This window comes from Trichothermofontia sp. (assembly GCF_053493415.1).
Genome location: NZ_JBRCAD010000154.1, coordinates 1 through 26,294 on the forward strand (window position 1 = coordinate 1; position 26,294 = coordinate 26,294).

A 26,294-nucleotide genomic window follows, 5' to 3' on the forward strand; every position below is an offset into this window, starting at 1 on the left:
ACAAGTTTCGCTATTTGCAACTAGAACTCAGCCGTCGCTGTTCGCTCGTCCATTGGAGCTACGATTTGCTTCCAGAAACGCTTGTATGACTCTCGCACCCTCAAGTGTAAAGTTTTATATCTGGATTCAACACTTCTGCTATCCAACCTCATCAAGAGATTAGTCGGCTTCTGAAAGTTATCAACAGGAAAACGCTCTTATTTCCAAATATTAGATCTTTAGTACTTGGCTACTATACAGAAATAATTGAAAATGAAGAAACATCTTTATTGGATGAGTATGTAGTCATTTCCATCGCAGTTGGCATAAATGATCATGACGGTCCAATTATGAACTCATGTCAAAAATCCTTAAGTAAAAAGGGTATTAGTATCAAAGGATGTTGGAAATACTATGAAAGTGATGATGTAGAAACCGCTTCAGGAAAACCTGTGGTAATACCTATCTTTATCTTAGAAAATGTTGTTTATCAGTTTTTATGTTGTCCCAACCTTCTAATGAAGTTAGAAAATTCTATGTGCGAGCTAGAGAATATAGAGATTGCACAACAAAATGTCCTGACATTAAAAGATTTAAGCATTCTCCCTGAACTTGTTGTTAACAATGGGCGTTTCACACTTGCTAGTGAAGATTATCTACGTTTTCGAATGCCAGATCTAAATCCAATTCAAGATTTATTAAACTAACTAGTAATTGCCCGCTTCAATCCTTTTGCCAGGTGTTAACCATGCTTCTCTTGCCGCTTTATTGCCAGAAGCTCCATCAAGACATTAGCTGCTCTAGAGCAATTGTACGGTGACCAGACTGGATACCCTTGGTTCGCGACAAAGAAGTTGACATCTTCTTCCGGTCCATGACAATGCAAACCTCTACCCAAATCTCAGAACTATCCATCAAGCCGATTCTTGATGCTTGCAGGCAAGCTTTAGTTGAGCACTATGGTGCAAAATTTAAGGGACTGGTGCTGTTCGGCTCTGCTGCTCGTCAAGAACTGACTCCTGATAGCGATATTGACTTGTTAGTCCTTCTAGAAAAACCTTTAAATCCTTCTCAAGAACTCCGTAGCATCGTCGATATTTTGTATCCACTACAGTTGGAATCCAGTCATTGGATTTCTGCTAAACCTGCTGATCCGGATGAGTTGGAGGCGGGTATTACCCAGCTTTATCGAAATATCCAGAAAGAGGGTATTTTTCTGTGAACTACTCTGAGGAAATTCAAGCTAAGCTGGAACGAGCAGAGGCATCGTTACAAGCGGCAAGGCTACTTTTGGCATCTGAATTACTTGATGACTCGGCATCTCGTGCCTACTATACAGTTTTTCATGCTGCATCAGCCCTCTTACTCTCCAGAGGCTTGAACTTTAACAGTCACAGTGGAGTTTTACGAGCCATTAGTCTTAACTTTGCCAAAACTGGTGAGATGGAGAAAGGTCTTGGTAGAGATATCAACTGGCTGGCTGAACTACGGCAAGTTGGTGATTATGGAGAAGTTAGGAAGGTTTCTGGCGAGGAAGCTATTCAAGCAATTACAATTGCGAGTGAATTCTTAGATAAAGTTCGATCTATCTTACGGCTGGAATAAAATCTTTTAATAAACAAAATTTATTTAATATTGAATCGTACTTTCCCAAAATACAAGTTGCAACGGCGATCGCATCGAAAAGTATTATTCAGTTCAGGTCATATAACGGCAAAACGCAGCGGCGACAGATACTCTTAAACTAAGCATCAGCAGCTTTCATCCCTCCGCTACTGTGACTTGTTAGGTGTTTACAGGTATTTAGATCATATTAGATTTGCTTCTGTTACTTCCTTTAGAAATAGTACAAGTGCGTAGCACACAGAAAGGGCATCTTCATGATCAAAACTAGTAACATCTGAACCATCTGCATGGGCAGCTAAATTACCAAAAACTCTAATTGTATCAATATAGCCTTTGGCCTTTGGACTTAGAACTGAAGCATCAAAAAGTTTCTTAGTGGTGTCAGAAAATGTCCATCTTGAATTGTAATCATTAAGATTGTTACGAGCGATAGATTTACAAAGATGTTCGCCTATTTTACGAACTTTCACTACAACAGAATCAGGATCAATACTTAGTAATTCAATAAGGGTGGAGGCTGTTGCCAAAGGTTGTAATTTTAATTCGTACTTTGGAAGAGATGAAGCAAGATCAACGTTGACCGGACGCGAGGTACGCAACAAATCTGGCAAGTTTCCTATGATCTCAAGTTGGCTGTCTGGCAAAAAAACTTTACGTTCTCGATTGTCAGAATAAGAAATTTGAATCTCGAATGGGTTATGATAACTACCTCTCAAACGAGGAACCACCAAGAAACCAAGAGAACGTTTAGAGTTTGGATGAATATTTTCGACTTGAATTTCCGTAGTTGACAACGGTTCAAAAGTAGAAGGCATCTCAAGTCTTACAATAGCTTCATCTAGAATTTCAAAACTATGTTGAAGAATCTCTATTTCAACCACTAAGGAGTGGTCTTGAGGCCAGGATGCTGGAACAGAACGAATTTGACAGTCAAGGAATGGAACCTGAAAGGTGCTAATTTTTTGAATAAATAGTTCTATATCCTTTTCTTTTTCGATCTTTTTTGATTCATCAAGTGGCCCAAAAGGTCCGGGTTCTAGCTCATAGTCATTGATCTTGTCTGGATTCTCAACGTAGAAAATACGGCCTTTATCGAGTGAAATATCTCTCACTTCTTTAATAGAGCAACCAATATGCAAATTTAAGGTTTCCAAGAAACTTTCATGGAGATCACGAAATGATCCTGAAGTGGGTGCAACCATTTGCCAGGGAGGGGCAACTATAACTAGATTTGAGCCTCTCCTAATAAAATTAAGAATCTGTTCAATTTGCAACGAAGATGGATGCCCAGAAACAAGAAAAATATATGGTTCTTGATCTCTTGTTAACCAATCTTTATTCCATTTATTCCAAAAATATGTATTCTCAAGTTTTATATCAAGCTTATTGCAAATACTTCTAAAGTGGCTCAAGCTGCTAATAACTGGGTCTTCAACTGATTCACTAGCATAATATAGAGATGACCAAGCTGTATTACGAAACATATTGTTAAGATCTAGGAAATGTAGACCATCATAAATAGCCATTAACATAAGACCAAGCCTATAAATGAGTTTTTACCTTTTATGTTGCTATTGGGCAACTAACGGCAAAACGCAGCGACGGCAGATAAACTTGAACTCAGTACCAGAGGCTTTCGCCCGTCCGCTGCCGTGACGTGTTAGGCGGGTGGAATCTGATCTAGACTCGGTTTGTCCAGTAAGGCAGTTCCGCAACAAGTATTCTTTCAGGACGATACCGAATCTCATTGCTGTAGAAATCTGAATCCCACCCTTCAAAAGAACCTGTCTCAATTCCTTCTTGGATATTGCGTGGAAGAGATTCAAAAATATGGACATTTTCATAATCTTCAAACCCAGGAGAAAAACGAGTTGCCCCTGCATAAACAGATAGAATCATGGGACAAGTAACTAAACACCGAAACGGTAATGTTGAAGATTCAGAATGTATAAAGTTAAAATCACGGCACCCCCAAGTATTGATAGCTTTAGAGACAGTGTTTAAGGTAGCTATAGAACAACCAAATTGACTGGAATCGTAAGGAAGATTACAGTGCCAATGATCTTCTTGCTGTACAGAACTTGTATAGTTGTAAAAGCAGTACCTCCCCAGTGCTCTGTTTGCTGACGAGTAGGAACGCAGAATATCTAACTGTAGCTTGCCGTTTACTTTGTGTGCCAAATCGTCATATCTCAGAGAAGATAGATCAACCTTTTTAGCTTGAAGTGCGTAGCGTAGCCAACCAATATTGTGCGCTCCAATCTACCACTCCCAATCAGTGCCTTGTGAAGACTCAAGATTTTGTGGTGTCTTAATAACGTGCAGAAATGGGCATTTTGCAGCTTTCAGATCTAGCAAAATAATATCTGTAATAGTTGTTTCATTTTGAGAGATACCTAATTCCAAACTAGCTTTCAGCCGCTTCCAGGTATCGTGAGCAGCTTTTTCAAAAAGAGTAGGAAGATGCTTTGTAGATTTTTTGATCATACTTACGAGTTACACAGAACATCACCGACTTAAAAATTGCATCCCTAAAGGTATCCTTGCGTTACAGTCCCCACCGATAGCCTAAGCCGTCTAACTAGGTATTCAACGTCAGATTTGACAGAGTAAGTCTAGATATTGGGATCTTAGTCATGCAGATCTGCTTGATAACACCTGGATTTGGGGTTTTATTAATCAAACTTGACACCTAATGTCAGCATTCTGAGGTTTTATTCGTCACTTTTAACGTTTAAGCTAGGGAAAACGGACTGTTATCCATCACTTTTAAATGATAACACCTGAAATCTAGGTATTATCCATCATTGTATCATGATGTCAAGTCAGCAAATCACTACCGCTGCCCTGTCTGCCCGATCGCGTCAAGCAGACCCTACGACCCAACTGCCCTTCCCCGCGATCGCGGTCATCAGTCTATTCGTTTGGAGGTAGGACCACCCCTTGGACCATGAGCGATCGCTCCTCATAGAGTTGGGCCTTTTTGCGATCGCTCGTCTCATCCCGTGTGTTGAGGTTCCGTAGCCTCGTCTCAATCGACAGTGATGCGATCGTACTTCTCTAAACTGTAAGCGGCAACGGCGATCGCGCAACAAAGTATTGTTCAGTTCAAGTTAACAACCACGGTCACCCGCCGCTAGTAATCTCTCAATCTCAGCGAAGAAGCTCTGTACAGTCGGTGTGCAACGGAATTGCCATGCAGCGGTTCTACACTACATCAATACCAGAAGACTTTCTGTTTCATTGCTTTCAAACTGAACGATCGTGTCCAAGCTATCTCTCAATATTTGAGCAATCTTCGATGTTGGGCAATTGCCAACTCGAAGATAAATAAACTTGGGTGGATGGCCATAAAGTAAACTACGTTGATGAAAGTCAGAATCTTTGGAAACAATCATAAAACTGTTCGTCTTTGCATATTCCCAGATCACTGCGTCATCCGTATTGATCAGTCCTAGCTTCTTGACATGCTCAGAACTCGGATATAGATCGATAATCCTGGGAATGATTCGGTCAGATAGGTTCTCATCTAAAAGCAGTTTCACAACGATGCCACAAATAACTTTTTCTCACGATCTGCGGCAAAAGCAAGACAGGCTTTTATATCCTCTGAGGTAAGTTCAGAAAAATCCTCCAGGATCTCTGCTTCTGTCATCCCACCTGCCAGATATTCCAAGATGTCATACACAGTAATTCGCATCCCTCGAATACATGGCTTACCACTACGCTTTCCAGGTTCAATTGTAATAATGCTTTGATAGTCCATAACTGATCCCTATTTTTGGAGGAACTGGGCTGGGATAAAATTTATTTCATGATTCCCTCTAATAGAGAGAATAGCTTCTTGGCAGAAGGTTGTTCCAGATCTACACCATATAGAAATAGAAAAGGATTATCTTTTTGCCATAGATATATATTGTTACACTCCCAGCATATCGATGCTTGCAGGATTAACTCTCCTTTACAATAAAACCTTAATCCAAATGGTGGCATATGACAACGGGCTGATTGACTAGGTTTTAGTTGCCGCCATAGATTCGCTACCTGCTGTGCCAATTCTCCTTCAACTTTGATGACGCAGCTTGACATTACCAAGTTATCTAACATTTTGGGGAATTCCCCTCCTAAGTCGAGGACATCAAGTGCGTCAATATTTGGAAGTCCAGGAATAGGCTTATTATCATTAAACATACCTTCAAGCCTTTCCAATTTGGCTAACTACGAAGTCGCATAACTAGGTATTCAACGTCAAATCTGATCGATAAGTTCAGATATTAGGATCTTAATCATACGAATCTGCTTGATAACACCTAGATTTGGAGTTTTATTCATCAAATAAGACATTCCGCCGTTAATACTCATCGGCATAAGCCTTTGCAAGGTCTGCATCAATTCCTTCGTTGTCTGGCCCCGTTGCGTACCCTAGACTAATTGCCCCTGCATGACTTTTAAACTTTTGCCGTGCTTGTTCTTGCTGCTCTAGAGACAGTATCACCCTGTTAGCTACCGCGCCCTGCCTACTGAGGACGGCAACTATCCACTCCGTTATGGAAATTCCTACTGCATTGGCCTTGCGCTGTAGGTCAGCGTAGACTTCATCACTGATTTCTAGAGTCAACTGCTGGCTCATATATAGATTCCAGACAACTTGAGCGACATAGCGTTATTATAGCTGTCTGCCAAAGTGCCCAACAACCCAACTTAAGCTGACATAACCTTATGCCACCTGTGCTGTCAACCGTGTCACCTGTCTATTCGTTTAGAGGTAGAGCCACCCCTTGGGCCATGAGCGATCGCCAGCGATAATAGCCTTGAACTCTCACCGACAAACTTTATGCCGTTCGCACCAATGCAGTCTTAGATCAAGACAACTGCCTAATACATCTGTAGAATAGCAAATAGAGTAACAGTGCTCCTCTTAAGAGAGTCTTAAAATGGTACAAACTCCTGCTAAAACCCTTACGTTAGAGGAATTTCTACAGTTGCCAGAGACAGAACCCGCCAGCGAGTACATTGATGGGCTTATCATCCAGAAACCAATGCCACAAGGGGAGCACAGTGTAGTTCAAACTGAATTAGCGCCTGCAATTAATTTGGTCCTCAAGCCCCAACAGATCGCACGAGCTTTCACAGAGTTACGTTGTACTTTTGGTGGACGCTCAATCGTCCCTGATATTGCTGTATTCCTGTGGGGTAGAATTCCACGCAAGGAAAATGGCGGGGTAGCTAATGTTTTCTCAATTGCCCCAGATTGGACAATCGAAATTCTTTCACCAGATCAGAGCCAAACTAAAGTTATCAAAAATATTCTGCACTGCCTTAAGTATGGAACACAGATGGGATGGCTGATTGATCCAGATGAACAATCCGTTTTTGTTTATCTACCGGATCAGCCAACGACTGTCTATGATGAACCAGAAATGCGATTGCCAGTGCCAGAGTTTGCTCAAAACTTTAACCTCACAGTAGGATCTCTGTTTAGCTGGTTAATGGAGTGAAACTAGAGCCACACCTGTCTGCCCGATCGCGTCAAGCAGACCATCCGCCCCAACTCCTCTTCCCAACCGATCGCGGTTATCAGTCTAATCGTTTGGAGGTAGGGCCACCCCTTGGAGCAGGAGCGATCGGCCCTCATAGAGTTGGGCTTTTTCGCGGCCCGCCTCATCCATCGCGTTTAGGTTTCGTAGCCTTGTATGCGATTGTACTTTTCTAAAATGTAGGCTTTAAGTGAGATCGTACCGAAGAATATAGCAATCCTAGGTGATTTATGAGAGGAGGTAGGACCGGAAGTATTTCCCGCCGTTATTCTGCCTTGATCTGTCTTACAAATGATTTAAGATGGCGTTATTATTGTGCTCAAGTTAAATAACGTTGCCCATCACCCATCGTAGATAATTGCTGATACTCAGAGACAACCGTTTAACGATCGAGTGCACGGGTATTGTTAGATAGATATTTCGTGGCAGTACGCTGAGAGTCGATACATAGACATTGTCTGTAACCAATAACTAAGTGCAAAGCTTTATCTAAATTAATTAAAAAGAAATGGTCTGACAGAAGAAATCATGCGTTCCAACTCAGTTTTGTTATGCTTGAGAAGATCATGTTCCCATAATCCATAAGTATTATTAGAACAATTAGTTGCAAGAGTCTCTCCAATTAACTCAAGGCTCTTTCCAAGGCTCTTCTGTAAGATTTCCGGCTCGTCTGCAACACCTAGGATAAACACTCTATCTTTTAAGTCATCTGGAATCTGTTGATTTATAAACTCAAATCGGTTACCTATATCGCGTTTGTCGAAGTCAATCAGCAAAACCATCCGTCTGTCTGAGTACAGTCGCATTTTAGATACATGATCCCTTCTAAACTTTTCTGCTACTGCGATCCAACCACCAGCAGGTGGTAAAACCTGAATTGAACGCTCATTGCTGAGTTGAGGATGAAGCGAAAACCCAGTTGCTATGTCTGCATCAGCTTTGTCTTCAGGCAACACAAGGATATGTGGCAAGTACTTGTTAACGCTCATAATTCTGCATCACCAAGGATTAAGCTATCTATAAGATCACCACTAATAGATATCTCACTCAATGATCGAATCAAAGTTGGTTCTAGATGGCTTTTTCGATCAAGTAAAAAAGTGTTTTCACTCGAAAATTTTCTGATAGTCTCTTCATTGTGTGATGTTGCTAAAAGTTGCCCACTATTTTTGAAAGAACGTCGTAGTGAAATAACAAAATGTCCAATTTCTGATAAAGAAAGATAATTATCAGGCTCGTCCCAAAAGCAGAAAAGTGGACCATAGTATTTGTTGGCAGCTAGGACAACTGCACAAAGGAAAAAGCATTTCTCTCCATCAGACAAATCTTTAAATTCAATAGTCAAGTTTGTATTATTCTTTTCAAACCTGACAATCATACTCTTAAAGTCTTTGCCGACTAATTCATTTTGAATATCGCTAATATCAGGCATTACTGCTTGGAGATATTTATCTATCTCTTTATAAGCGGCAGGATAGCGACTCAGCACCCCTGAGAACCACTCTCCAAAATTTGAACCATCTCGCTTTGGTTCCAAGGTCTCACCGTTGGAGTCTCCAGTTATCAAGCTTGGAATTGGAGCTAGAATAATCATTCGTGCAAGCCAAGTCCTGAAAATACGAAGCGGATCAGTTTCGGATTGTTCTTGGATTACTGGAAGGGCGATAAGATGCCAATCCACCAAGAACTGAGCCTCTCGATTTCGTGAAGTAAGAGTCACTTGGGCTTCTTTTCTAGAGTAAATTGGTTCTCCTGAGACTAACAATTGTTCTTCAAGTACTCGAAGTTCTCTAAAGCCTTCTGGCAACTCCAGTGCAAGTACATACTTGTACAAAGTATTTCCAATTATTACCTCTATTTCAAATCGGATTGGAACATTAGATCTGTTGAGAGAAAAGTCTTTAGGCTGAACTAGTTTACCAACTCTATTGACACCTCTACCAATGCTCTGAAATAGCTCTAGAGAACTAGCAATGGTTGACTTACCCACACCATTTCTTCCAACTAAAAGTGCGGATGACATTTCCTTGAGAGAAAATTCAAAATTCTCTAAGCATCTAAAGTTATGTACATACAGCCTTTGGATCATAGAAAAGTAACTCTGAATTTTTGAAAGTGAAGTTTTTTTGAGACAGCCTATTTAATCAGTCTACACTATTGACCTTATCCGTCACTTTTAAATGATAACACCTGCAATCTGAGTGTGATCCGTCACTGCATTAGGATGCCAAACTAGCGATCGCCACCGCCGCCCATCTGTTCGATCGCGTCAAGCAGACCATCCGCCCCAACTCCTCTTCCCAACCGATCGCAGTCATCAGTCTAATCGTTTAGAGGTAGAACTAGCCATTGGAGCAGGAGCGATCGCCAGCGATGATGGCTTTGAACTCTCACCGACAAACTTTATGCCGTTCGCACCAACACAGTCTTAGAGCCAGACAACTGCCTAATACATCTGTAGAATCGCAAATAGAGTAACAGTGTTCCTCCGGCTCGTTGGAACACTGCGATCGTCCAACTGTAGCCCATCTCAGGGCAGTTTTCCTGTATGCTGGCAGCAGGCAAAGCGAATCCTTTAAGAGTAGGCAGAGGGCACCCCGGCATGGAATCGGATCACCCAAAACAGATTAAGTTGGACCAGTTCCTCAAGTGGGTTGGGGTGACAGCCACAGGGGGGCAGGCCAAGATGATCATCCAGGCTGGGGAAGTCAGGGTGAATGGGGAACGGGTCACCCAACGGGGACGTCAGTTAAAGACGGGCGATCGCGTCACGGTTGGGGGACAATCCTTCACGGTTGAGTTGCCAGACCCTGCGCCTTAGGGAATTCTGATCCCGATCCTGCGGGAGTTGACGATCCCACGCCACAAATTCTGGGCCACAAATTCTGGATAGTGTCAGGGAAAGTCGATCGCTAGTCCTCTGGCTCGTCCCGACGTTCATTCAACAATAGGTCGAGAATCCAGCGATTCTCCGTTTGTACCCCCCGGATCTCTTGCTGCATCTCACGAATCGATTGCAGTATGGCAGCCCGTTCCTGGCGATCCTCAGCCGCAAGGTCAGCGAGGGCCTGAATCGTGCGACTATTGGATTCGATTTGGCAGGCATTTGATTCGACTAACCGCGCCAGTTGAGCCAACCGCTCATCTGTCCAGTGTTCTACACTCATGGCCTCTGCCTAAATATCTAAACTAAATATCTAAGTCGGTGAGATTCAGTTTAGGACCGTAGGTTTCAATAAACTCCCGACGCGGGGCCACACGATCACCCATCAAGACAGTGAAAATGCGATCGGCTTCGGCAGCATCTTCAATTTCCACCTGTTTGAGCGTGCGGGTTTCTGGGTTCATGGTGGTATCCCAAAGTTGTTCGGGCATCATTTCCCCCAACCCTTTAAAGCGCTGGATCGTGTAGTTGGCATTTTCAGGAAAGCTACTCAGGCGCTCTTGGAGTTCGCGATCGCTGTAGCAATAGTAGTGGTTGCGACCCCGCTCAACTTTATAGAGGGGCGGACAGGCAATGTAGATATAGCCCTGATCCACGAGCGATCGTTGATAGCGATAAAAAAAGGTGAGCAGCAGCGTCCGAATGTGAGCACCATCTACATCAGCGTCAGTCATAATGATAATGCGATGGTAACGCAACTGGGAAACATCGAAATCTTCGCCTTTAATGCCTAAACCCAGAGCCGTAATTAAGGCTTGAATTTCTGCATTTTTGTAGATCTTGGCATCGTCGGTTTTTTCAATGTTAAGAATTTTGCCACGTAGGGGTAGGATGGCTTGGAAGCGGCGATCTCTACCTTGTTTTGCACTCCCACCAGCGGAATCACCTTCAACGATATAGATTTCTGATTCCGAAGGATCGCGGGAACTGCAATCAGCTAGTTTACCTGGCAAGGTTGAGGATTCCAGTACCGATTTGCGGCGAACTAATTCCCTAGCCCGACGGGCGGCTTCTGCTGCATTAAAGGCTTGAATCGCTTTATCAATGACTGAGTCCGCGATCGCGGGCCGAAACTCCAAATATTCAGTTAAGGTTTCACCCACCAACGAATCAACAATCCCCCGGACCTCCGTATTGCCCAACTTGGTCTTGGTTTGCCCCTCAAATTCTGGATTTGGTACCTTGACCGAAATTACACCCGTTAAGCCTTCGCGGACATTTTCCCCGCCCAAGTTGGGGGTGTTTTCCTTGAGCTTATTGCGCTTACGGGCAATGGCATTGATCGTGCGGGTGAGAACCGCTTTCAAGCCTTCTAGATGGGTGCCACCGTCGATCGTGCGGATATTATTGGCAAACCCCAGCAAATTGTCATTATAGGCATCAGCACACCACTGAAGCGCAACCTCGACATGGACACCATTGCGTTCGCCCTGAACGTAAATGACCTCCTCGTGCAACACCTGTTTGTCAACGTTCATGTAGGCAATGTACTCGCGAATACCCCCCGCATAGTGGAAGATGTCTTGGCGGGGTTCCGCTTGACGACGATCGGTAAAGCGAATTTCAACCCCCGCATTGAGGTAAGCCAATTCCCGCAACCGACCGGCCAGGGTGGCATAGTCAAAATCCGTGCCCGTGGTGAAAATTTGGGCATCGGGCATGAAAGTCACCTGGGTCCCGGTTTGGTTACCTGGGGCGGCCTCCGTGGTCAATTCGGTAACGGGGACTCCACGTTCGTAGCGTTGTTTATGAACCTGGCGATCGCGCCAAACCGTTACCTCAACCCATTCTGAGAGGGCATTCACCACCGAGATCCCGACCCCGTGCAAGCCCCCAGAGACCTTATAGCCCCCGCCCCCAAACTTACCGCCCGCGTGGAGAACCGTCATCACTGTTTCCAGGGCCGACTTGCCCGTCCGGGGGTGAATATCCGTGGGAATCCCCCGGCCATCATCCTGCACCGTGACTGACCCATCCGCATTCAAATCCACCTGAATATGGGTACAGTAACCCGCCAGCGCCTCATCGACAGAGTTATCCACCACTTCGTATACTAGGTGGTGCAATCCCCGTGGCCCGGTACTGCCAATGTACATCCCCGGACGCTTACGAACGGGTTCAAGCCCTTCAAGTACCTGAATCTGTTCGGCACCGTAGTCTGTGGTCATGGATGGATCGCTCCTAAATTTGACTTGAGGCGGCCTTCGGGCCGAGAGAGTTAAAAACCCGCCAAGATTCTAACACAAAAGGGTTAAACGCGCCGCTAGGGTCCTTTCCAGTAGGATTTTCAGGAGGGGTGCAATAGAGCGTTCCCGGCCTTGGCCAAGGCTTGTGAGTTAATCGGGATTTTGTAATTCAATTGTACTGTCTATGTTTTCGTTTGTTCCCACCCTGATTGTGATTTGTGGCCCTACAGCCACGGGCAAGTCGCGGCTTGCCCTGAGTTTAGCGCAACGCTTATCGGCGGTCATTCTGAGCGCAGACTCCCGGCAGGTTTACCGTGGGTTTGATATTGGAACGGCGAAACCCCTGCCGCAGGAGCAACAGTTAGTGCCCCATTACCTGATTGATATTGCTGAACCCACTACAACGCTCACGGTTTCCGAGTACCAGGCCCAAGCGCAAGCCCTGATTCGTGGCTGCCATCATGCTGCCCAGGCAATCACGTCGATGGGTTGCGTGCAACCACCGCTTTTGGTGGGAGGGACTGGACTTTACATTAAATCCATTGTTCGGGGGATGAAAATTCCGAGGGTCTCACCGCAGCCAGCGTTGCGATCGCAATTAGAACACCTGGACCAGTGCCAAACCTATGCCATGCTGCAACAGATTGATCCGGCAGCAGCGGCCAGGATTCATGCCCACGATCGTCGTCGAACCTTGCGTGCCCTAGAGGTGTTCTACGTGACTGGTATCCCGATTTCCCAGCAACAGGGCGAGTCTCCCCCGCATTACCCGATTTTGCAGATTGGTCTTGATGCGCCGACTCCAGATGATCTCATCAGGCGGATCACGGCTCGAACTGAACAAATGCTGGAGATGGGCCTAGTGACAGAGGTAATGGCCTTGCGCGATCGCTATGGGGCCGATCTGCCTTTGTTACAGACCCTCGGCTATCAAGAGGTGATGCAATACCTGGACGGTCAATTATCGCTGGCACAAACTAAAGATCAAATTATTCTGCATACGCGCCAATTTGCTAAGCAACAACGCACCTGGTTTCGGGCGAGTTCTAGTATCGAGTGGTTTGACTGCGATCGGCCTGATTTAGTGGATGTTGTATGGCAAGAGATACGAGAATTTTTGAAACTTACCTGATCGCGATCGTCTCGCAATAAAATCTCTAATCTTAGAGTAATCCTCGTTTTTTCAGTTTGGATAGCGCATCTTCAGCAGCTTTTTTCTCAGCCTCCTTTTTACTACGGCCTTTTCCCTCACCATAGGGCTTATCGTCCACGTATACCTTAGCTAGAAATTCTGGTGCATGGTCTGTCCCGCCTACTTTTTCAGTTAAGTATCTAGGTAGAGAGGTGCTCCCATTCGCCTGTATAAATTCCTGGAATTTATTTTTAGAGTCTAGATTAGAACGGACAGTCATGACTCCTTCAGGTACGGAATCAAATAGCTCTTCCACTAAAGGACGCACTGCCTCAATGTCTCGATTCTTATCTAAATAATAGGCGCCAATGACAGCTTCAAAAGTGCTACTCAGTAAATTCGGGTTTTGAAAACCACCTGCACGAATTGTCCCTTGGCCTAGCCGCATCCTGAAGTCTAGACCAACTTCAACTGCAAATCGAGCCAGTTGCTTCTCATCGACAAGGGCTGCCCGACGACGGGTCATTTCACCCTCGTCCAGTTCGGGATGAATTGTATAGAGGTATTCCCCACTGATGAAATTTAGGATGGCATCACCAAGAAACTCCAAACGCTCATTGTCTTCTAATTCTCCCGGATTCTCACTAACATACGAACGATGGGTTAGCGCACGACGTAGCAACTTCTCATCATTGAAAATCAAAAGCTTATGCATTTTTCTCCTCAGTAAGTCAGGCAAGGTTTGTTGTGTACAAGTCCTAAACACAAATTGCAAGGGATACAGGGGCTAAGCCCCTGCTATACCCCATTATTTAAAAAGCATCAAACAAAATATGAAGATGGAGATTGCTGGTGTAAACAATTGCCTAGGTGGATAAAGACTATTTCCACGAGAATTATTACACTGGAAGCAGGACAGCCGCAGATTCTCTAAAGAATTGGAACCACCCTTGCTCTTGGGTTTGAGATGATCCAGAGTGAGTGTGTCTGCGGGCAATTGCTTTCGACACCACCAGCAACATGAACCATATTCACGGATAAGCTGATCTTTCTTAGAGCGTTTTTGTTTGGGGGACATACCGTATGTACTCCACAAATGGCTGAGTAGCACCGGAATATCAAACATCAGAACTGGCCCCGGCACCTGTGCCTGGGAGTTCTAGCTGATTACCCGCATAACCGTCTCATAGGCATTATCTCAAACCATCAGATAAGCTCACGTACAGCATGAAGGTTTAGCGCTTACGGTTTAGAATTTACTGGGTAAGTGCTAAACCAGCATACTGTATACGAAATTATCTGATGGCATAAAGATAGTGATCATGAGACGAATATCTAGGTACTGATATTCGTTGGCATGATCTTACTCTAAACGGAGTCTATTTTGTCTGTCAAGGGGCAGATCTCAAGATTTAAAATCACCGGAAAGTATCTCCTCGCAAAATTTTTGCCCATCCCCCTTATCTATCGGAGGGACAAAACCGATCGAGGCCCGTCTTCACGGCATAGAGGACCACCGGCAAAACTAACAAGGGGGGGACCCATTGACTTGCTAAAACTTGCGCAAACGCCAGCGACCATTGATTAGCCTGGAGGTCCGCCTGTACATTTGCTTCACACAGCAGAGGCCGACACCGTTTAGCTAAACTTGCCAGCCAGTCCTCGCCCGCCTCCTCCGGGGATTGTTGGGCACGTAGCGCTAGGACGATCGCCGCATCCCCCAAATCCCCTTCGCAATCGGCGATTACGGCCAGCGCTTCCAGTGCCTGGGCTTGATCGGCCAACTGCGATCGCAAGTCATCTATCTCTGCGGGTGTAATCATTATCATGATTTGTTTGGTTGCCCCCGCAGAAATTCGATTAAGGCACGGTTCACTGTCTGGGGGGCTTCCATTTGTATCCAATGGCCACAGTGAGGGATCGATTGGATCTGGAGGGGGGCCTTCACAAAGGATTCTAACCCCTGCAAGAGGGCAGGGCTGAGGAAGGCATCCTCTTCGCCCCATAACACCAACGTTGGGGCCGTTACTGGAGTTAGCGAGCGTGCGCCCTGTTGTAGCCAAGTCCAGAATAGTTGTCGGTAATAGTTTAGGGCTGCGGCCAGGGCACCCGGTTTGGCGAGGGCCATCTGATAGGGCTGGGTATCTTCCGTGGAAAATGCGCCCTTCCGCACGGCATGATCCTGGAACACGCGCTTGACAAATTCGGGTAAATTCTGGCGAATCACCCATTCCGGGAGGCCAGGAATCTGGAAGGCCAGGAGGTACCAACTGCGTTGCCATTGCTCTGGACTCGTGAGCAATAGTTGCCGCAAGCGTTGAGGATGGGGGGCATTGAGGATGGCCAGTCGGTTCAAACAGTCCGGGAAGAGTTGCGCCATGTGCCACGCGATCGTGCCGCCCCAGTCATGACCAATCACATGGGCCTTGAGATACCCCAACTGCTGGATTAAGCCCTGAATATCCGTTGCCAGGGTATCCAGATCGTAACCATTACTGGGCTTCTCGGAATCGTTGTAGCCTCGCAAGTCCGGTGCGACCACCTTAAAATAACGAGCGAGGGCTGGGATCTGAAAACGCCAGGAGTACCAAAATTCTGGGAAACCATGCAATAGCACAACCAGATCCCCCTCCCCTTGGGTGACGTAGTGCAAGCGCACATGGTTGGTTTCAATAAATTGGTGTTGCCACCCTAAATCTAAAGCTGTCATGTTGAATTATCTAAAGCTGTTATGTTGGATGACTGGGGCAGGGACGGTGCTCCCCAGCAACGGTTGAGAATAGCCCGATCATCAGCCTAGCACTAACTTTAGCGACGATGGCCTGGAATGATCTGGGATTTCCAAGTGGCCAGCTAGCTGCTCGGTTTGTAAAGTTGACGACTGAAACTTTCATCGTAACTTCACCTGAAGTGCCCCCACATCCCAGTCAACTCATCGCTGGGTTTCGCATAATGGAGCCAGTACATCCACCTAAAGTAATTTTCTGGATACTGTCCCTATGCATGGTTTGACCTCATCCCGATCACTGCCGGCTGACGCTCCCCACCAGGCTCGTACCCTGGGTAAAAATACAATCTGTTACGTGTATCCCAGTGGCAAGGTCGTGGTCTCCCCCCGGCAAAGTGTCACTGAGATTGCCGCTCTAGAATCCCGGTTGTTGACTCTCCAGGGGGACGACTGAGGGACGCGCGATCGGTCCCTCAGCCATGTTGCCTCCCGCAACCTACAGAACTCCTTTTGAGCTAGGAATTGCATCTACCCGGCGCGGATCAACCGCTACCGCCATCCGCAGAGACCGGGCAAAGGCTTTGAAAGTGGCTTCAATAATATGGTGTGAATTGATGCCATCCAGTTGGCGAATATGTAAGGTTAACTGGGCATGATTCACGATCGCGACAAAAAATTCCCGCACCAATTGCGTATCGTAGGTGCCCACGCGTTCGGTGGGAATGCTGAGGCCGTAACTGAGATGGGGCCGCCCAGAAAAATCCAGCACGACTTGGACGAGGGCTTCATCCAGCGGTGCGAGAAAGTTACCAAACCGCACGATGCCTTGGCGATCGCCGAGGGCCTGGTGTAGCGCTTGCCCCAGGGTAATCCCCACATCTTCATTCGTATGGTGATCATCGATATGTAGATCACCTGTGGCTTGGATATCCAGGTCAATCAGGCCGTGGGAGGCAATCTGGTGCAGCATGTGATCTAGGAAGGGAATCCCGGTCTGGGTGTTACATTGGCCGGTACCGTCCAGGTTAAGGCTCACGAACACATCCGTTTCACCTGTGGTGCGGCGCACGGTGGCAGTGCGTTCGCGTAGCGTTGCTGTTGGCGAATCAAGTTCGGACAGGCGTAAGGTGTCGGGGGGACGATCTTGGGTTTGCATAGGTTAACGTTAGGGAGTAATTGAGCACTTTAGCTGAGTATGCGACTATTTTAAGCGTTGACCGAATCGATCACTGGCACGGGTAGCTACTCCCTTTGGGGATAACCGCCTCTAGACAGTTACTTTTGGGATGTCCAACGCGCTCACTGGGCTACAAGTTATCGTATTAGTGCTCAGCTATGTCGCGCTGGGAATTGGCTCGGTGCCGGGATTGCGCATGAATCGTGCCACGATCGCCCTAGTCAGTGCGGCGATCCTAGTCGGATTAGGAATGCTCAGTTTAGAGGCAGCTTGGCAGGCGATCGATGCCAACACGATTGTGTTTTTACTGAGCATGATGGTGGTGAATGCCTACCTGTCCTATGCGGGCTTTTTCAACCTGGCGCTGCTTTCCCTATTACGCCTAACCCGCAGTCCCTTGGGCCTGTTGGGGTTGCTTACGGTGGGGACGGGTCTCCTATCGCCTTTTTCCTCAACGATACCCTAGCCCTGGTCAGTACACCGTTGACCTTGCAATTGACGCGATCGCTGAAACTCAATCCCATTCCCTACCTGCTGGCGATCGCGGGGGCGACTAATATTGGCTCCCTGGCAACCTTGAGTGGGAATCCCCAGAATATTCTTGTGGGGGCGTTTTCCGGAATTGGCTACCTGGACTTTGCCCAGGCGTTGGTGCCAGTGGCGATCGTTGGGTTGGGGGTACAAATGGGGTTACTATGGCTGCTGTATCCAGAGGTGCGATCGCTGGCCCCCTGTACCTTCCCGGACTTACCTCGCTTTCGCTACCATCGCGCCTTGTTGGTGAAAACGCTGATCATTACCGGTGTGCTTCTCACGGCTTTTGTGGTGGGTCTCCCCCTAGCGGAATCAGCATTTTTAGCCGCTGCCGCCCTGTTGGTTACCCGACGCATTAAAGCAGAGCGGGTCTTACGGCAGGTGGACTGGTCGCTGTTGGTGTTGTTTTCGGGACTGTTTATCCTGACGGCGTGTGTGCGATCGTTGCAGCTATTGACGGGAGCAGCGGTGTGGGTAGCCGATCCGGTGGGTCTCTTGGCAATCACCGTGGTGCTCTCTAATCTGATTTCCAACGTACCAGCGGTGTTGTTATTACAAGGGGCGATCGCGCCAGGAAATACGGAGAACTGGCTACTTCTGGCGACTGGCTCAACGTTGGCGGGCAACCTGACCCTATTCGGCTCTGTTGCCAATTTGATTATGGTCGAAGCCGCCGCCTCGGCAGGGTGTCCCCTCTCTTTCTGGCAGCATCTCCGTTTTGGGTTACCCCTCACCCTCATGACCGTTGTCATCACCTATGTTTGGGTTGCTCTCCGCTAGGCGAATCTCAGTTAAACTGACAGAATCTTGAGGGGTTTAAAGTAATTCGTGGGATGACCTGGGTTCTGCCACTGTCCGATCTCCACTAACTTTTCACCAGAACGTAGTAGTTCCAGTGCTGCTGGCAAAACCACACCCAAAATCTCAACGTGCCTCAATTCAAATCGTTATCATGCGACTAAACGCAATTGCGGTAAGGGTAAACCGAGATACCCCAACTGGGCAATGCGCCGCAAGCCGAGTTGCAGAAAACTCAAACCGCGCTCTCCATGCCAGTCAAGCTGGGTGCGTTGTCCGGCCCAGACCAAGATTAACCCGACGATTAAGGCGACTAAAATGGCACAGTCGAGCAGCATGAATAGACAACACAAAGCCGACGCATCCCGTATCCCCGTCGCCAGCACGTCAAAGGCCGCCGATTTGTAGTCCTTAAAATGCGGCTCAATGCCGCCAAAGCGTTGTCGATAGAGGGCAAAGGTTTGTAGCGAAGGGGGGTGGTTGCTGAAAACGGCCCAGCTATCCTGAGCGGTGGGCAGTTGCGCCGTGGCTAAGTGACCGCTGACCTCACCCCAGAGGGTGACGTGCTCAAACAGATAAGCCTGCGCTGGCGAATGACAAAACCCTGCGAGTCTACGACGATATGGCGTTTACGGCCTTTAACCTTTTTGCCACCGTCATAACCGTAAACCGCCCCCTTTTTTCTGCCGTCTTCACGGACTGGGAATCGGCAATCGCCACCCTTGATTCGGGTGCATGGCCCAACTTCTCCCGCAGTCGCGCTCGCAGTTGGTCATGGCGAGCCGCCCAGATACCTTGGCGTTGCCATTTACGAAAATAGCCATAAACCGTTGAATATGGTGGCTAGTCATGGGGCAACATTTCCCATTGGCAGCCACTGCGTTGCACATAGAAAATCGCAAACTGAGGAGTGAGGAGTGAGGAGTGAGAAGTGAGCGAGGATGGATCTCTATTCTCTTTTCTCTTTTCTCTCTCCTATTTCCTCAGTGCGGGGATGGCCAAACCCTTTCGGTTGCGGCAAGAGTGGTGCGAGGACGGCCCACTCAGCATCACTCAAGTCATTGGGGTAGGGTTGACGCTGGGCTTGGGCAACTTGCGGCAGACGACTCATGGTGATTCGGCTTGAACTCAGATCATCCGTACGATAAACTCGACTGAAGTCGCCACGGCTGTCCCTTAAGGTTTACTTTACAAATTAGCTTTTATTCCTGTTCAAAGGACTGATTGTTGAACTTGAGTGTTCGACAATTTTCCATAATCGTACGCGCAACATCATCAGGAACCCCTTCCGGGATGTCTGCTTCAATCTCCAGGGTGATTTTGACTGTTGCCCCCTGCAACGCGGTTAAGTGTTGAATGACCTCGTTGGCGATCGCCGAGGCATCGCGGTTAATCCGCATTGCATCCAGATCGACGCTGCCATAGAATCTACGGGGGGCAGGGGGGGAAGTAGAAGTGAGAAGTGAGGAGTGAGGAGTGAGGGGGGAAGAAGGAGGAGTTAGAAGTGAGAAGCGAGAAGTGGGCGAGGATGGATCTCTATTCTCATTTCTCTCTCCTCTCTCCTCTTGCCTCTCTCCTCTTGCCTCATTTCTCTGCTCTTCCTCCAGTTGCTTTTGAGCCACCTCTGGTTTAACCAGCAAGCTTTGGGGGCTGATGCTAGGGCTGATGCCCGTTGCCACTTGCAGACCGAGATACCTACTCCTAGCCTCATCAAAGCCTTCGGCATAGGCAAAGTTATCGGCCCACACGGTTGAGGCGACACCTTCTCGAACAACGGTCAGCAGAACGTTTTGATCTTTTAGACGCGGGAGATAGAGGTATTGCGTTAAGTAATCCCATAGCCGTTTAAGGTCGATGTGATTCGTATCGCGCCAGAGAAACCGATCCAGGGCTTCGAGGCGTAGGTTGGTGGCAGAGTATGTGGGCAGCAGGTCGCCTTCATGACTCGCTTTGCGGCTCGCTTGCAGGATGGGGGAATCTGCCCCTTGCAGTCGAGTTTCTTTCCACTCGATACTGCCCTGAGCATCGGGTTGGGTAGGAATCAGCAGCCACTGGTAGGTTTCCCGCAGACTGGTTTTGACGATCTCATCGAATTGTTTCAGTTTCGTGTCTGCCTGCTTACTTTGGAACACATCCAGGTTGAGCGCATCTTTTTCATCGACAATCGCACGCCATGCCAAATATTGAGCGGTATTGCGTGCAAGCGTTTCAATTTTGGATTGATCGGGTGCTAGGAACAGCAGGGTGTTTTTGTAATAGCGAGGACTGCTGCCCCGATAGTTCAGGGCATTTTCGACCCACTGGCGGGCGGGGCTGTCGTCAGTGTTTTTGCTATGGGGATATTGGGGAGGCAGCACCACCAACCGGACACCAAGGGTGGAGTCGTCGGGAATGTCGGCGGTGGAGTCGGGGGCGATATGGACGGCGCTGAATTCGCCTCGGTTTTTGTCGGCTTTGGTATCGGCTTTAAGGCGCTTGATGATTTCTTCCCAAACGGGGTGGCGATCGCCCAACAGTTGCTCGGCCCGTTCTTGGGCGGTGCGGTTGACGTTGGGCTGGGTGGAAACCCAGTAGCGATTGCCGTCAACGTAGAGATAGGTAGCCTGATCCGTGAGCCGGCGCAGGGCATCCCCAAAGATCGCGCTATTTTCGCCAGGCTGGACGCAACCCAGCTTGATGCGGCGATCTTCGATGCCGCGATTGGCAGCGCGGAGGGTGGGGGCAGACCCCATATAGACGGTACGGGCGACACGGCGGCAGGCGGAATAGCGCCCTAGGTTGGGATTATTGCGATCGAGGGTGAGGGGTAGGGAATGAGCACCATCCACATCCTTATCAATCACAGGCAGCCAGTTGTCTTCTAAGTAGCGAGTGAGTTCGGACTGCACCTGTTGATCGTCGATCGGAATGTGGGCTGGCAGGATCATCAGGCTTTTGTCGTCACGTTCCCATAAGGTGTGGATGACTTTGGCCATCAGGCGCAGCACGCCGCGGGTGCGTTGGAATTTGTCGAGGGTAGACCAGTCGGTATAGAGGCGATCGAATAATTCCGGATGGATGGGATAGGCGGCCTTGAGTCGCCGTTCGTAGTCACTTTCTTTACATTCAGCGGGAAACTCCTGACTTTGGTTACGGTACAGATCCATAAAGGCTTTGACGACAGCATCCCGCTGCACAAAGAGGCTGGGGTCGGTCATGGACTGAAACAAGCGGCGGCGAACGATTTCAAAGCTTTCTTCAGCACTGGCCGGTCGCCAGGGCGATTCGACGCGACCGATCGCATTCTTTAAACGATCCAACGCTTCCTTGCCACGCTCACCCCCAATTTCAATATCCGACGACGGAATACTCACCACCAGCAAGGTATTCTTAGCGTTTTTGGCAGATTCACTCAGGGTTTGGGCAAAGGTGAACTGGGTATCAAAACTGCCCCCGGCCAGGTCAGGATCGTCGTGGAGTTGGCGGGCATAGGCCACCCATTCATCGATCAGGATCAAACAGGGGGCATAGCGGTTAAATAAGTGGGTGAGGGTATCGCCGGGATTGGTAGCGGTTTCATCCGCCTGCCGCACTAGCTCATACCCTTCGGCTCCACCCAGTTGCCAGGCCAGTTCACCCCACAGGGTTTTAATTGCAGGGCGCTTGGCTGTGTCGGGGCCATAGGGGATGATGCCGCTGGGCTGTAGCTTGTTGCCCACCAAGACAGCGATATTGACGTTTTGAGGGAGGTGCTGAATACCCGTGGCTTGGAAAATGGGTTCTAGACCGGGCAGGAGGCCCTCACCCCTGGCCCCTCTCCCATGGGGGGAGAGGGGAGATGAGGCAAGGTGGTAGAGAGCCAGCATAGCGTGGGTTTTGCCACCGCCAAAGTTGGTTTGCAGTTCAATCACCGGGTCGCCGCCTTGGCCGCTGAGGCGTTTGAGGGCGTTGGTCAGCAGTTGTTGCAGCCCCTCGGTGAGGTAGGTGCGGCGATAGAATTCGGTGGGGTCGCGGTATTCGTCAGCGCCTTCGTCGAGATACACCTGCCAAAGGTCGGCGGCGAATTCGGCCTGCTGGAAGTTACCGGAGGCGACATCGGGGTGGGGTGTAGCAATGTCGCGCCAGGGTTTGAGTCCGGTTTGGGGCTGGCCTTCGGTGGGGGTTACGGTTGCCCGCCGGGTTTGCTGCCGCGCCTGTTCTTCATAGCGAGTCCGTAAAAGTTCTTGCTTCTGTTTTTCGACTTCGGGGGCTTCGGGGGCAGAAATGGCGGTGAGCAGACGGTTGACGCTATCGAGGGCACGATAGGCATCATCGAAGCTAAAGCTAGATGTATGCGCCCAGTCGTTGCGGGTGGTGCGGAGTTCGCTCACCAGCGTGCGTTCAGACTGCCCCAGAGTTTGCTTAAAGATAGTGTTCCACTGCTCCCACATCACAATTAGCAAGGCGGAGACATCTTCCCGCAGGACATCTTCGACTTTTTTGTATTTGACGTAACTATCAGGCAAGCTGGCGGAGGCAGGGATCAGCCAGCGATCGCCATGAACGGCTTTCATCTCCCGTTCTACGAAGGGATAGAGTCCTTGGTGGAGTAGATTGAGGGCGCGTCCGACGCGTTCGTGGTTGCTAATGGCCATAGGATAGAGAGACTCCAGCTTAGTTAGGACAAGGAATAAAGCCCATTTGTGAAAAGTGATGATCGAACGTAAATACCTCTGTAATGCGGTGCTGTTTCATAACCACGTAGGATGTACAATCCGTAAATGACCTAGTGTAAAGATAGCGATCGTGGTTGATGGATGGGTTTTCGAGTTTGCCTTCAACCGCATCATCACCAAGGGTTTGCCACACTTCCCAAGCTTCTGGATCAATATCTTCTTCTTCCGTAGTTGCGGCAGGCGATGGCTCTGAAGATTCGACTTGGGGTAGCAGTCGATTTAGTCGCTCGATGAGTAGAGGCTGTTCAGCTTTGGGTAAAGCTTGTACCACCTGAATAATGGACTCAACTAATTGAGTATTCATAGATAATGCTCCGGTTTACAGGGTTGAGCGGATTTTTTGGCGGAAGGCGCGTAGGGCAGGGCTGCGACCGATCGCTCGACTTTGCTCTAAGACTTCTGATACCCAGACCAGAATCGGCAGATCAGGAAAGGTTGGGCTAGTAGCAGAATGTTGATATTGCCCGGATCGCAGGACGTAGATCTTTAACTCAGTATCCTCATAGACCCAGAGTTCGGGAACACCTAAGCGGGTGTAGGCATCGATCTGGGTTTTGGAGGTGACATCAACCTCAATAGCCAGATCCGGCGGTGGATCAATCGATAAATCTAGCCGATCCTTGCCAATCATCGTCGCGTGGTTTTGGATATAGAAGCATTCATCCGGTTCAATCCCATAGTTCATTTCTTGCCGCTTGAAGGTGGTCGAGCCAAAACATTCGCAGTCAATTTCCAATTCGTCTAGAAGGATTTTGACAATATCGCCAAGAATGGATTTCTCTCGCTCATGTTTGGGTAGTGGCATTCGGATTTCCAAAATTCCGTCGCTGTAGGCAATGCGGCTAGAGCGCTTTTCGCCTAGGTCATCGAGAATGGCTTCAAACGCTGACCAATCCAGATCTTGGATCAGGAGGCGCTGACCCGGTGGAACCGTGAGTTGTCGGAGTTGTAATGTCACCATCGTCTGAGTAAGTAGGAATTGGAAATTCTTCGTGTTCTTCGTGCCTTTGTGGTTTTTCCCTAATTCCAGATCAGCGTCAAATCCATCACAAAGTTGGGCAGCACGGGGTCGCCAGGGAGGCTAGCTGGACGCTCCCAGACTTGCACTAATTCCCCCGGACGATAGACATAAACGTGCTGAAGTTCTGGATCAATCAACCAACCCAATTGAGCGCCATTGTCGATATATTCTTGCAGTTTGGCTTGCAGCGGGGCGAGGTCATCACTGGGAGATTTGAGTTCTAGGACAAAATCAGGACAGATGGGGGCAAATTTCTGGCGCTGCGCTGGGGTGAGGGCATCCCAGCGGGCCTTGGCAATCCAAGCAGCATCAGGAGAGCGGATAGCCCCATTGGGGAGGGTAAAGCCTGCGGAGGAGTCGAACACAATTCCTAATTGCCTCTGTCGATTCCACTGCCAGAGTTGACCGAGCAGATCGGCATTACGATATCCACTTTCACTTCCAGCAGGGGACATGGCGATCAGTTCTCCTTGGGCGGTGCGTTCCAGTCGCAGGTCAGGGTTCTGCTGGCAGAGTTGCTCAAAGACGTCATCGGTTAGGGTGAGGGTAGGTCGGAGGTTGAGGGCAATCATGGGCGTCTCCTTAAGGGAACTCTTTGTGTTCTTTGTGTCTTCGTGGTTTGTTTTCACCACAGAGGCACAGAGGGCACAAAGGTTAAAGCAGGCGGGTTTGGATGGGGTTGTTGGGTTTTACCTCCGATGCTAACCGACTGATTTCGGGCCAGGCGATGACGAGGCTGTTATAGGCGATCGCCTCCTGTGTCCAGCCTCTCCGGTCGCACAGGCTATAGAGCCGATAGGCGAGGTCGCGGGCAATTTCGCCCCGGTTGCCCAGGTTGGCCAGTAGTTCGGCGGCACCCGTTTCGCCCTGGGTTTCGAGTTGATGGATGAGATACTGGGCGATTTCCCAGTCGGGTGTGCGGTTGTCGCTGTTGGGATTCCAGTCTGACTTGAGTTCGCTGCGTTTGAGCAGGCGCACTTTGCCGCCCTTGGCTTCTAGGATGCCCGCTTCGACCATGCCCTGAACACTGGTATTTTTGGCTTTGCTGAGGGTTTCGGCATCGCCATACTGCCCTGGCTCGAACTGGTGCTGCTCAAACCAGGTGAGTGCCCAACGGGTGTCGCTGTCGAATTCACCTTCTTGCTCGGTGAGGTATTCGTCGAGGAGTTGGTTGATCAGTTGCAGGGCGGTGCGGACGCGCATGGGGGTGCCATCGTTTTCCAGGACGGCGGCATATTGGGAGTAGATGGCCATGCCCGGTCCGATGCTGGCTTGGGCAAGATCGACGGGGGCAATGTTGCCTTGCTGGAGGGTTTTGAGTGCTCTAGGAAGGTCACGTTTGAGTTCGGTGAGGAATTGGCGACGGGTGATTTTGGGGGCGTTGGTGGAGCGGGGGCGGCAGACAAGGACGATGGAGGAGGCGAGGGCGTTGGACGCTTGGCCGCGCATTCGGTTAGCAAGTTCAGTACGCAGAGGCCAGGTGCCATCAATGCTGAAGTTTGACTGGATTAAGCCTTCTAGAATAGTTTCCCAGCCCGTTGAAGCTCTGCCCTCACCCCTAGCCCCTCTCCCAGAGCGGGAGAGGGGAACCGGAGCATTGTCTACATCCTCTTCTCCCCCTCGCCCATTTTGGGAGAGGGGGTCGGGGGGTGAGGGGTCTTCTTCCGTTTGCTTCAGGGCGTAATAAACCGTGACAGGGTAATCGTCATGGCTGAGTTGGTTTGCGCGATGGAAAACTTTGATCAGGCTGGCTTCAAAAAACTCTTTGGCTTTATCCTTGCTGCCATGTCGGAAATGATCGGCCACCATTTCCTGAGCTTTGGGAACTAGAACCGTGTTGAAAATGTTGGGATCAATAGAGCCAAGGGAGCGACGCAACCAAACGTAGAAGAAGTCGGAAAGGTCTGCATAGGGCACTGCGTCGTAGTAGGGCGGATC

Annotated in this window: 30 protein-coding genes and 3 pseudogenes; 8 read left to right on the forward strand and 25 right to left on the reverse strand. The window is 48.7% G+C overall.

Annotated elements, in window-relative coordinates; genetic code table 11:
- Positions 1-269: 269 nt before the first annotated feature.
- The 3 genes from ACWIUF_RS12985 to ACWIUF_RS12995 all read left to right on the forward strand — a co-directional run bounded on the left by ACWIUF_RS12985 (position 270) and on the right by ACWIUF_RS12995 (position 1,584).
- A complete protein-coding gene (locus ACWIUF_RS12985) occupies positions 270-686 on the forward strand; it encodes a hypothetical protein (RefSeq protein WP_448572842.1) in 417 nt (138 codons plus the stop codon).
- A gap of 173 nt (positions 687-859) precedes the next feature.
- The gene (locus tag ACWIUF_RS12990; protein ID WP_448572843.1) at positions 860-1,201 is read left to right on the forward strand and encodes a nucleotidyltransferase domain-containing protein; all 342 of its coding nucleotides are present in this window, start codon (positions 860-862) and stop codon (positions 1,199-1,201) included.
- A complete protein-coding gene (locus ACWIUF_RS12995) occupies positions 1,198-1,584 on the forward strand; it encodes a HEPN domain-containing protein (RefSeq protein ID WP_448572844.1) in 387 nt (128 codons plus the stop codon). The genes ACWIUF_RS12990 and ACWIUF_RS12995 overlap by 4 nt, the downstream gene beginning before the upstream one ends.
- Positions 1,585-1,787: 203 nt before the next feature.
- On the opposite strand, the gene ACWIUF_RS13000 is transcribed toward ACWIUF_RS12995, so the two are convergent.
- From ACWIUF_RS13000 to ACWIUF_RS13030, 7 genes are all read right to left on the reverse strand, one after another.
- Positions 1,788-3,137 (reverse strand): DUF4145 domain-containing protein, encoded by a 1,350-nt coding sequence (locus tag ACWIUF_RS13000; RefSeq protein WP_448572845.1) that lies wholly within the window; start codon positions 3,135-3,137, stop codon positions 1,788-1,790.
- Positions 3,138-3,285: 148 nt separating this feature from the next.
- On the reverse strand, positions 3,286-3,504 hold the full coding sequence (locus ACWIUF_RS13005) for a hypothetical protein (RefSeq protein WP_448572846.1): 219 nt from the start codon (positions 3,502-3,504) through the stop codon (positions 3,286-3,288).
- A 363-nt stretch (positions 3,505-3,867) separates the two neighbouring features.
- On the reverse strand, positions 3,868-4,092 hold the full coding sequence (locus ACWIUF_RS13010; RefSeq protein WP_448572847.1) for a hypothetical protein: 225 nt from the start codon (positions 4,090-4,092) through the stop codon (positions 3,868-3,870).
- 725 nt (positions 4,093-4,817) lie between these two features.
- Entirely contained in the window at positions 4,818-5,150 is a 333-nt protein-coding gene (locus ACWIUF_RS13015) for a DUF5615 family PIN-like protein (RefSeq protein WP_448572848.1), read from the reverse strand.
- Positions 5,147-5,371 (reverse strand): DUF433 domain-containing protein, encoded by a 225-nt coding sequence (locus ACWIUF_RS13020; RefSeq protein ID WP_448572849.1) that lies wholly within the window; start codon positions 5,369-5,371, stop codon positions 5,147-5,149. The genes ACWIUF_RS13015 and ACWIUF_RS13020 overlap by 4 nt, the downstream gene beginning before the upstream one ends.
- Before the next feature lie 41 nt (positions 5,372-5,412).
- Complete coding sequence (locus ACWIUF_RS13025) at positions 5,413-5,814, reverse strand: hypothetical protein (RefSeq protein ID WP_448572850.1); 402 nt, start codon at positions 5,812-5,814, stop codon at positions 5,413-5,415.
- Positions 5,815-5,956: 142 nt separating this feature from the next.
- A complete protein-coding gene (locus tag ACWIUF_RS13030; protein WP_448572851.1) occupies positions 5,957-6,235 on the reverse strand; it encodes a hypothetical protein in 279 nt (92 codons plus the stop codon).
- A gap of 304 nt (positions 6,236-6,539) precedes the next feature.
- Between ACWIUF_RS13030 and ACWIUF_RS13035 the strand changes: the two genes are divergently transcribed.
- Positions 6,540-7,103 (forward strand): Uma2 family endonuclease, encoded by a 564-nt coding sequence (locus ACWIUF_RS13035; RefSeq protein ID WP_448572852.1) that lies wholly within the window; start codon positions 6,540-6,542, stop codon positions 7,101-7,103.
- Between the two features lie 533 nt (positions 7,104-7,636).
- On the opposite strand, the gene ACWIUF_RS13040 is transcribed toward ACWIUF_RS13035, so the two are convergent.
- Together ACWIUF_RS13040 and ACWIUF_RS13045 are read right to left on the reverse strand one after the other, a co-directional pair.
- Positions 7,637-8,098, reverse strand: a complete 462-nt coding sequence (locus ACWIUF_RS13040) for a hypothetical protein (protein WP_448572853.1) — start codon at positions 8,096-8,098, stop codon at positions 7,637-7,639.
- Between the two features lie 29 nt (positions 8,099-8,127).
- Positions 8,128-9,231, reverse strand: a complete 1,104-nt coding sequence (locus ACWIUF_RS13045) for an AAA family ATPase (protein WP_448572854.1) — start codon at positions 9,229-9,231, stop codon at positions 8,128-8,130.
- A gap of 513 nt (positions 9,232-9,744) precedes the next feature.
- Between ACWIUF_RS13045 and ACWIUF_RS13050 the strand changes: the two genes are divergently transcribed.
- Positions 9,745-9,963, forward strand: coding sequence for an RNA-binding S4 domain-containing protein (locus tag ACWIUF_RS13050; protein ID WP_448572855.1), 219 nt, complete (start codon positions 9,745-9,747; stop codon positions 9,961-9,963).
- Between the two features lie 91 nt (positions 9,964-10,054).
- Here the strand turns inward: ACWIUF_RS13050 and ACWIUF_RS13055 are convergent, their stop codons facing one another.
- Together ACWIUF_RS13055 and gyrB are read right to left on the reverse strand one after the other, a co-directional pair.
- A complete protein-coding gene (locus ACWIUF_RS13055) occupies positions 10,055-10,309 on the reverse strand; it encodes a hypothetical protein (protein WP_448572856.1) in 255 nt (84 codons plus the stop codon).
- A 22-nt stretch (positions 10,310-10,331) separates the two neighbouring features.
- Positions 10,332-12,254, reverse strand: a complete 1,923-nt coding sequence (gene gyrB / locus ACWIUF_RS13060) for a DNA topoisomerase (ATP-hydrolyzing) subunit B (protein ID WP_448572857.1) — start codon at positions 12,252-12,254, stop codon at positions 10,332-10,334.
- Positions 12,255-12,456: 202 nt separating this feature from the next.
- Here gyrB and miaA point away from each other — a divergent pair, with 202 nt between their 5' ends.
- Positions 12,457-13,404, forward strand: coding sequence for a tRNA (adenosine(37)-N6)-dimethylallyltransferase MiaA (miaA, locus tag ACWIUF_RS13065; RefSeq protein WP_448572858.1), 948 nt, complete (start codon positions 12,457-12,459; stop codon positions 13,402-13,404).
- A 31-nt stretch (positions 13,405-13,435) separates the two neighbouring features.
- Here the strand turns inward: miaA and rnc are convergent, their stop codons facing one another.
- The 4 genes from rnc to ACWIUF_RS13085 all read right to left on the reverse strand — a co-directional run bounded on the left by rnc (position 13,436) and on the right by ACWIUF_RS13085 (position 16,114).
- On the reverse strand, positions 13,436-14,119 hold the full coding sequence (gene rnc, locus ACWIUF_RS13070) for a ribonuclease III (RefSeq protein WP_448572859.1): 684 nt from the start codon (positions 14,117-14,119) through the stop codon (positions 13,436-13,438).
- 93 nt (positions 14,120-14,212) lie between these two features.
- Positions 14,213-14,530 carry an HNH endonuclease gene (locus ACWIUF_RS13075; protein WP_448572860.1) on the reverse strand — a complete coding sequence of 106 codons (318 nt, stop codon included), beginning with the start codon at positions 14,528-14,530 and terminating at the stop codon, positions 14,213-14,215.
- A 334-nt stretch (positions 14,531-14,864) separates the two neighbouring features.
- Positions 14,865-15,227 (reverse strand): hypothetical protein, encoded by a 363-nt coding sequence (locus ACWIUF_RS13080; RefSeq protein WP_448572862.1) that lies wholly within the window; start codon positions 15,225-15,227, stop codon positions 14,865-14,867.
- Between the two features lie 2 nt (positions 15,228-15,229).
- A complete protein-coding gene (locus ACWIUF_RS13085) occupies positions 15,230-16,114 on the reverse strand; it encodes an alpha/beta fold hydrolase (RefSeq protein WP_448572863.1) in 885 nt (294 codons plus the stop codon).
- Between the two features lie 289 nt (positions 16,115-16,403).
- Between ACWIUF_RS13085 and ACWIUF_RS13090 the strand changes: the two genes are divergently transcribed.
- Positions 16,404-16,586 (forward strand): hypothetical protein, encoded by a 183-nt coding sequence (locus ACWIUF_RS13090; RefSeq protein ID WP_448572864.1) that lies wholly within the window; start codon positions 16,404-16,406, stop codon positions 16,584-16,586.
- A gap of 42 nt (positions 16,587-16,628) precedes the next feature.
- Here the strand turns inward: ACWIUF_RS13090 and hisB are convergent, their stop codons facing one another.
- Positions 16,629-17,288, reverse strand: coding sequence for an imidazoleglycerol-phosphate dehydratase HisB (hisB, locus tag ACWIUF_RS13095; protein WP_448572865.1), 660 nt, complete (start codon positions 17,286-17,288; stop codon positions 16,629-16,631).
- A 271-nt stretch (positions 17,289-17,559) separates the two neighbouring features.
- On the opposite strand from hisB, the pseudogene ACWIUF_RS13100 reads away from it, so the two are divergent.
- A pseudogene (locus ACWIUF_RS13100) lies at positions 17,560-18,623 on the forward strand (anion transporter).
- A 170-nt stretch (positions 18,624-18,793) separates the two neighbouring features.
- Here the strand turns inward: ACWIUF_RS13100 and ACWIUF_RS13105 are convergent.
- From ACWIUF_RS13105 to ACWIUF_RS13145, 9 genes and pseudogenes are all read right to left on the reverse strand, one after another.
- Positions 18,794-18,979, reverse strand: a complete 186-nt coding sequence (locus tag ACWIUF_RS13105) for a hypothetical protein (protein ID WP_448572866.1) — start codon at positions 18,977-18,979, stop codon at positions 18,794-18,796.
- 251 nt (positions 18,980-19,230) lie between these two features.
- A pseudogene (locus ACWIUF_RS13110) lies at positions 19,231-19,361 on the reverse strand (transposase); the annotation flags it as partial.
- A gap of 65 nt (positions 19,362-19,426) precedes the next feature.
- Positions 19,427-19,523, reverse strand: a pseudogene (locus ACWIUF_RS13115) (transposase); the annotation flags it as partial.
- A gap of 67 nt (positions 19,524-19,590) precedes the next feature.
- Positions 19,591-19,752, reverse strand: a complete 162-nt coding sequence (locus ACWIUF_RS13120) for a transposase (RefSeq protein ID WP_448572867.1) — start codon at positions 19,750-19,752, stop codon at positions 19,591-19,593.
- Positions 19,753-19,843: 91 nt separating this feature from the next.
- Positions 19,844-23,254 carry a Swt1 family HEPN domain-containing protein gene (locus tag ACWIUF_RS13125; RefSeq protein ID WP_448572868.1) on the reverse strand — a complete coding sequence of 1,137 codons (3,411 nt, stop codon included), beginning with the start codon at positions 23,252-23,254 and terminating at the stop codon, positions 19,844-19,846.
- Positions 23,255-23,273: 19 nt separating this feature from the next.
- Entirely contained in the window at positions 23,274-23,639 is a 366-nt protein-coding gene (locus ACWIUF_RS13130; protein ID WP_448572870.1) for a hypothetical protein, read from the reverse strand.
- 15 nt (positions 23,640-23,654) lie between these two features.
- Positions 23,655-24,296: a Uma2 family endonuclease gene (locus ACWIUF_RS13135; RefSeq protein WP_448572871.1), complete on the reverse strand. Its 642-nt coding sequence runs from the start codon at positions 24,294-24,296 to the stop codon at positions 23,655-23,657.
- 59 nt (positions 24,297-24,355) lie between these two features.
- Positions 24,356-24,928 (reverse strand): Uma2 family endonuclease, encoded by a 573-nt coding sequence (locus ACWIUF_RS13140; protein WP_448572873.1) that lies wholly within the window; start codon positions 24,926-24,928, stop codon positions 24,356-24,358.
- Between the two features lie 82 nt (positions 24,929-25,010).
- On the reverse strand, positions 25,011-26,294 hold a 1,284-nt coding region (locus ACWIUF_RS13145), incomplete at its 5' end, for a DUF1156 domain-containing protein (RefSeq protein ID WP_448572874.1).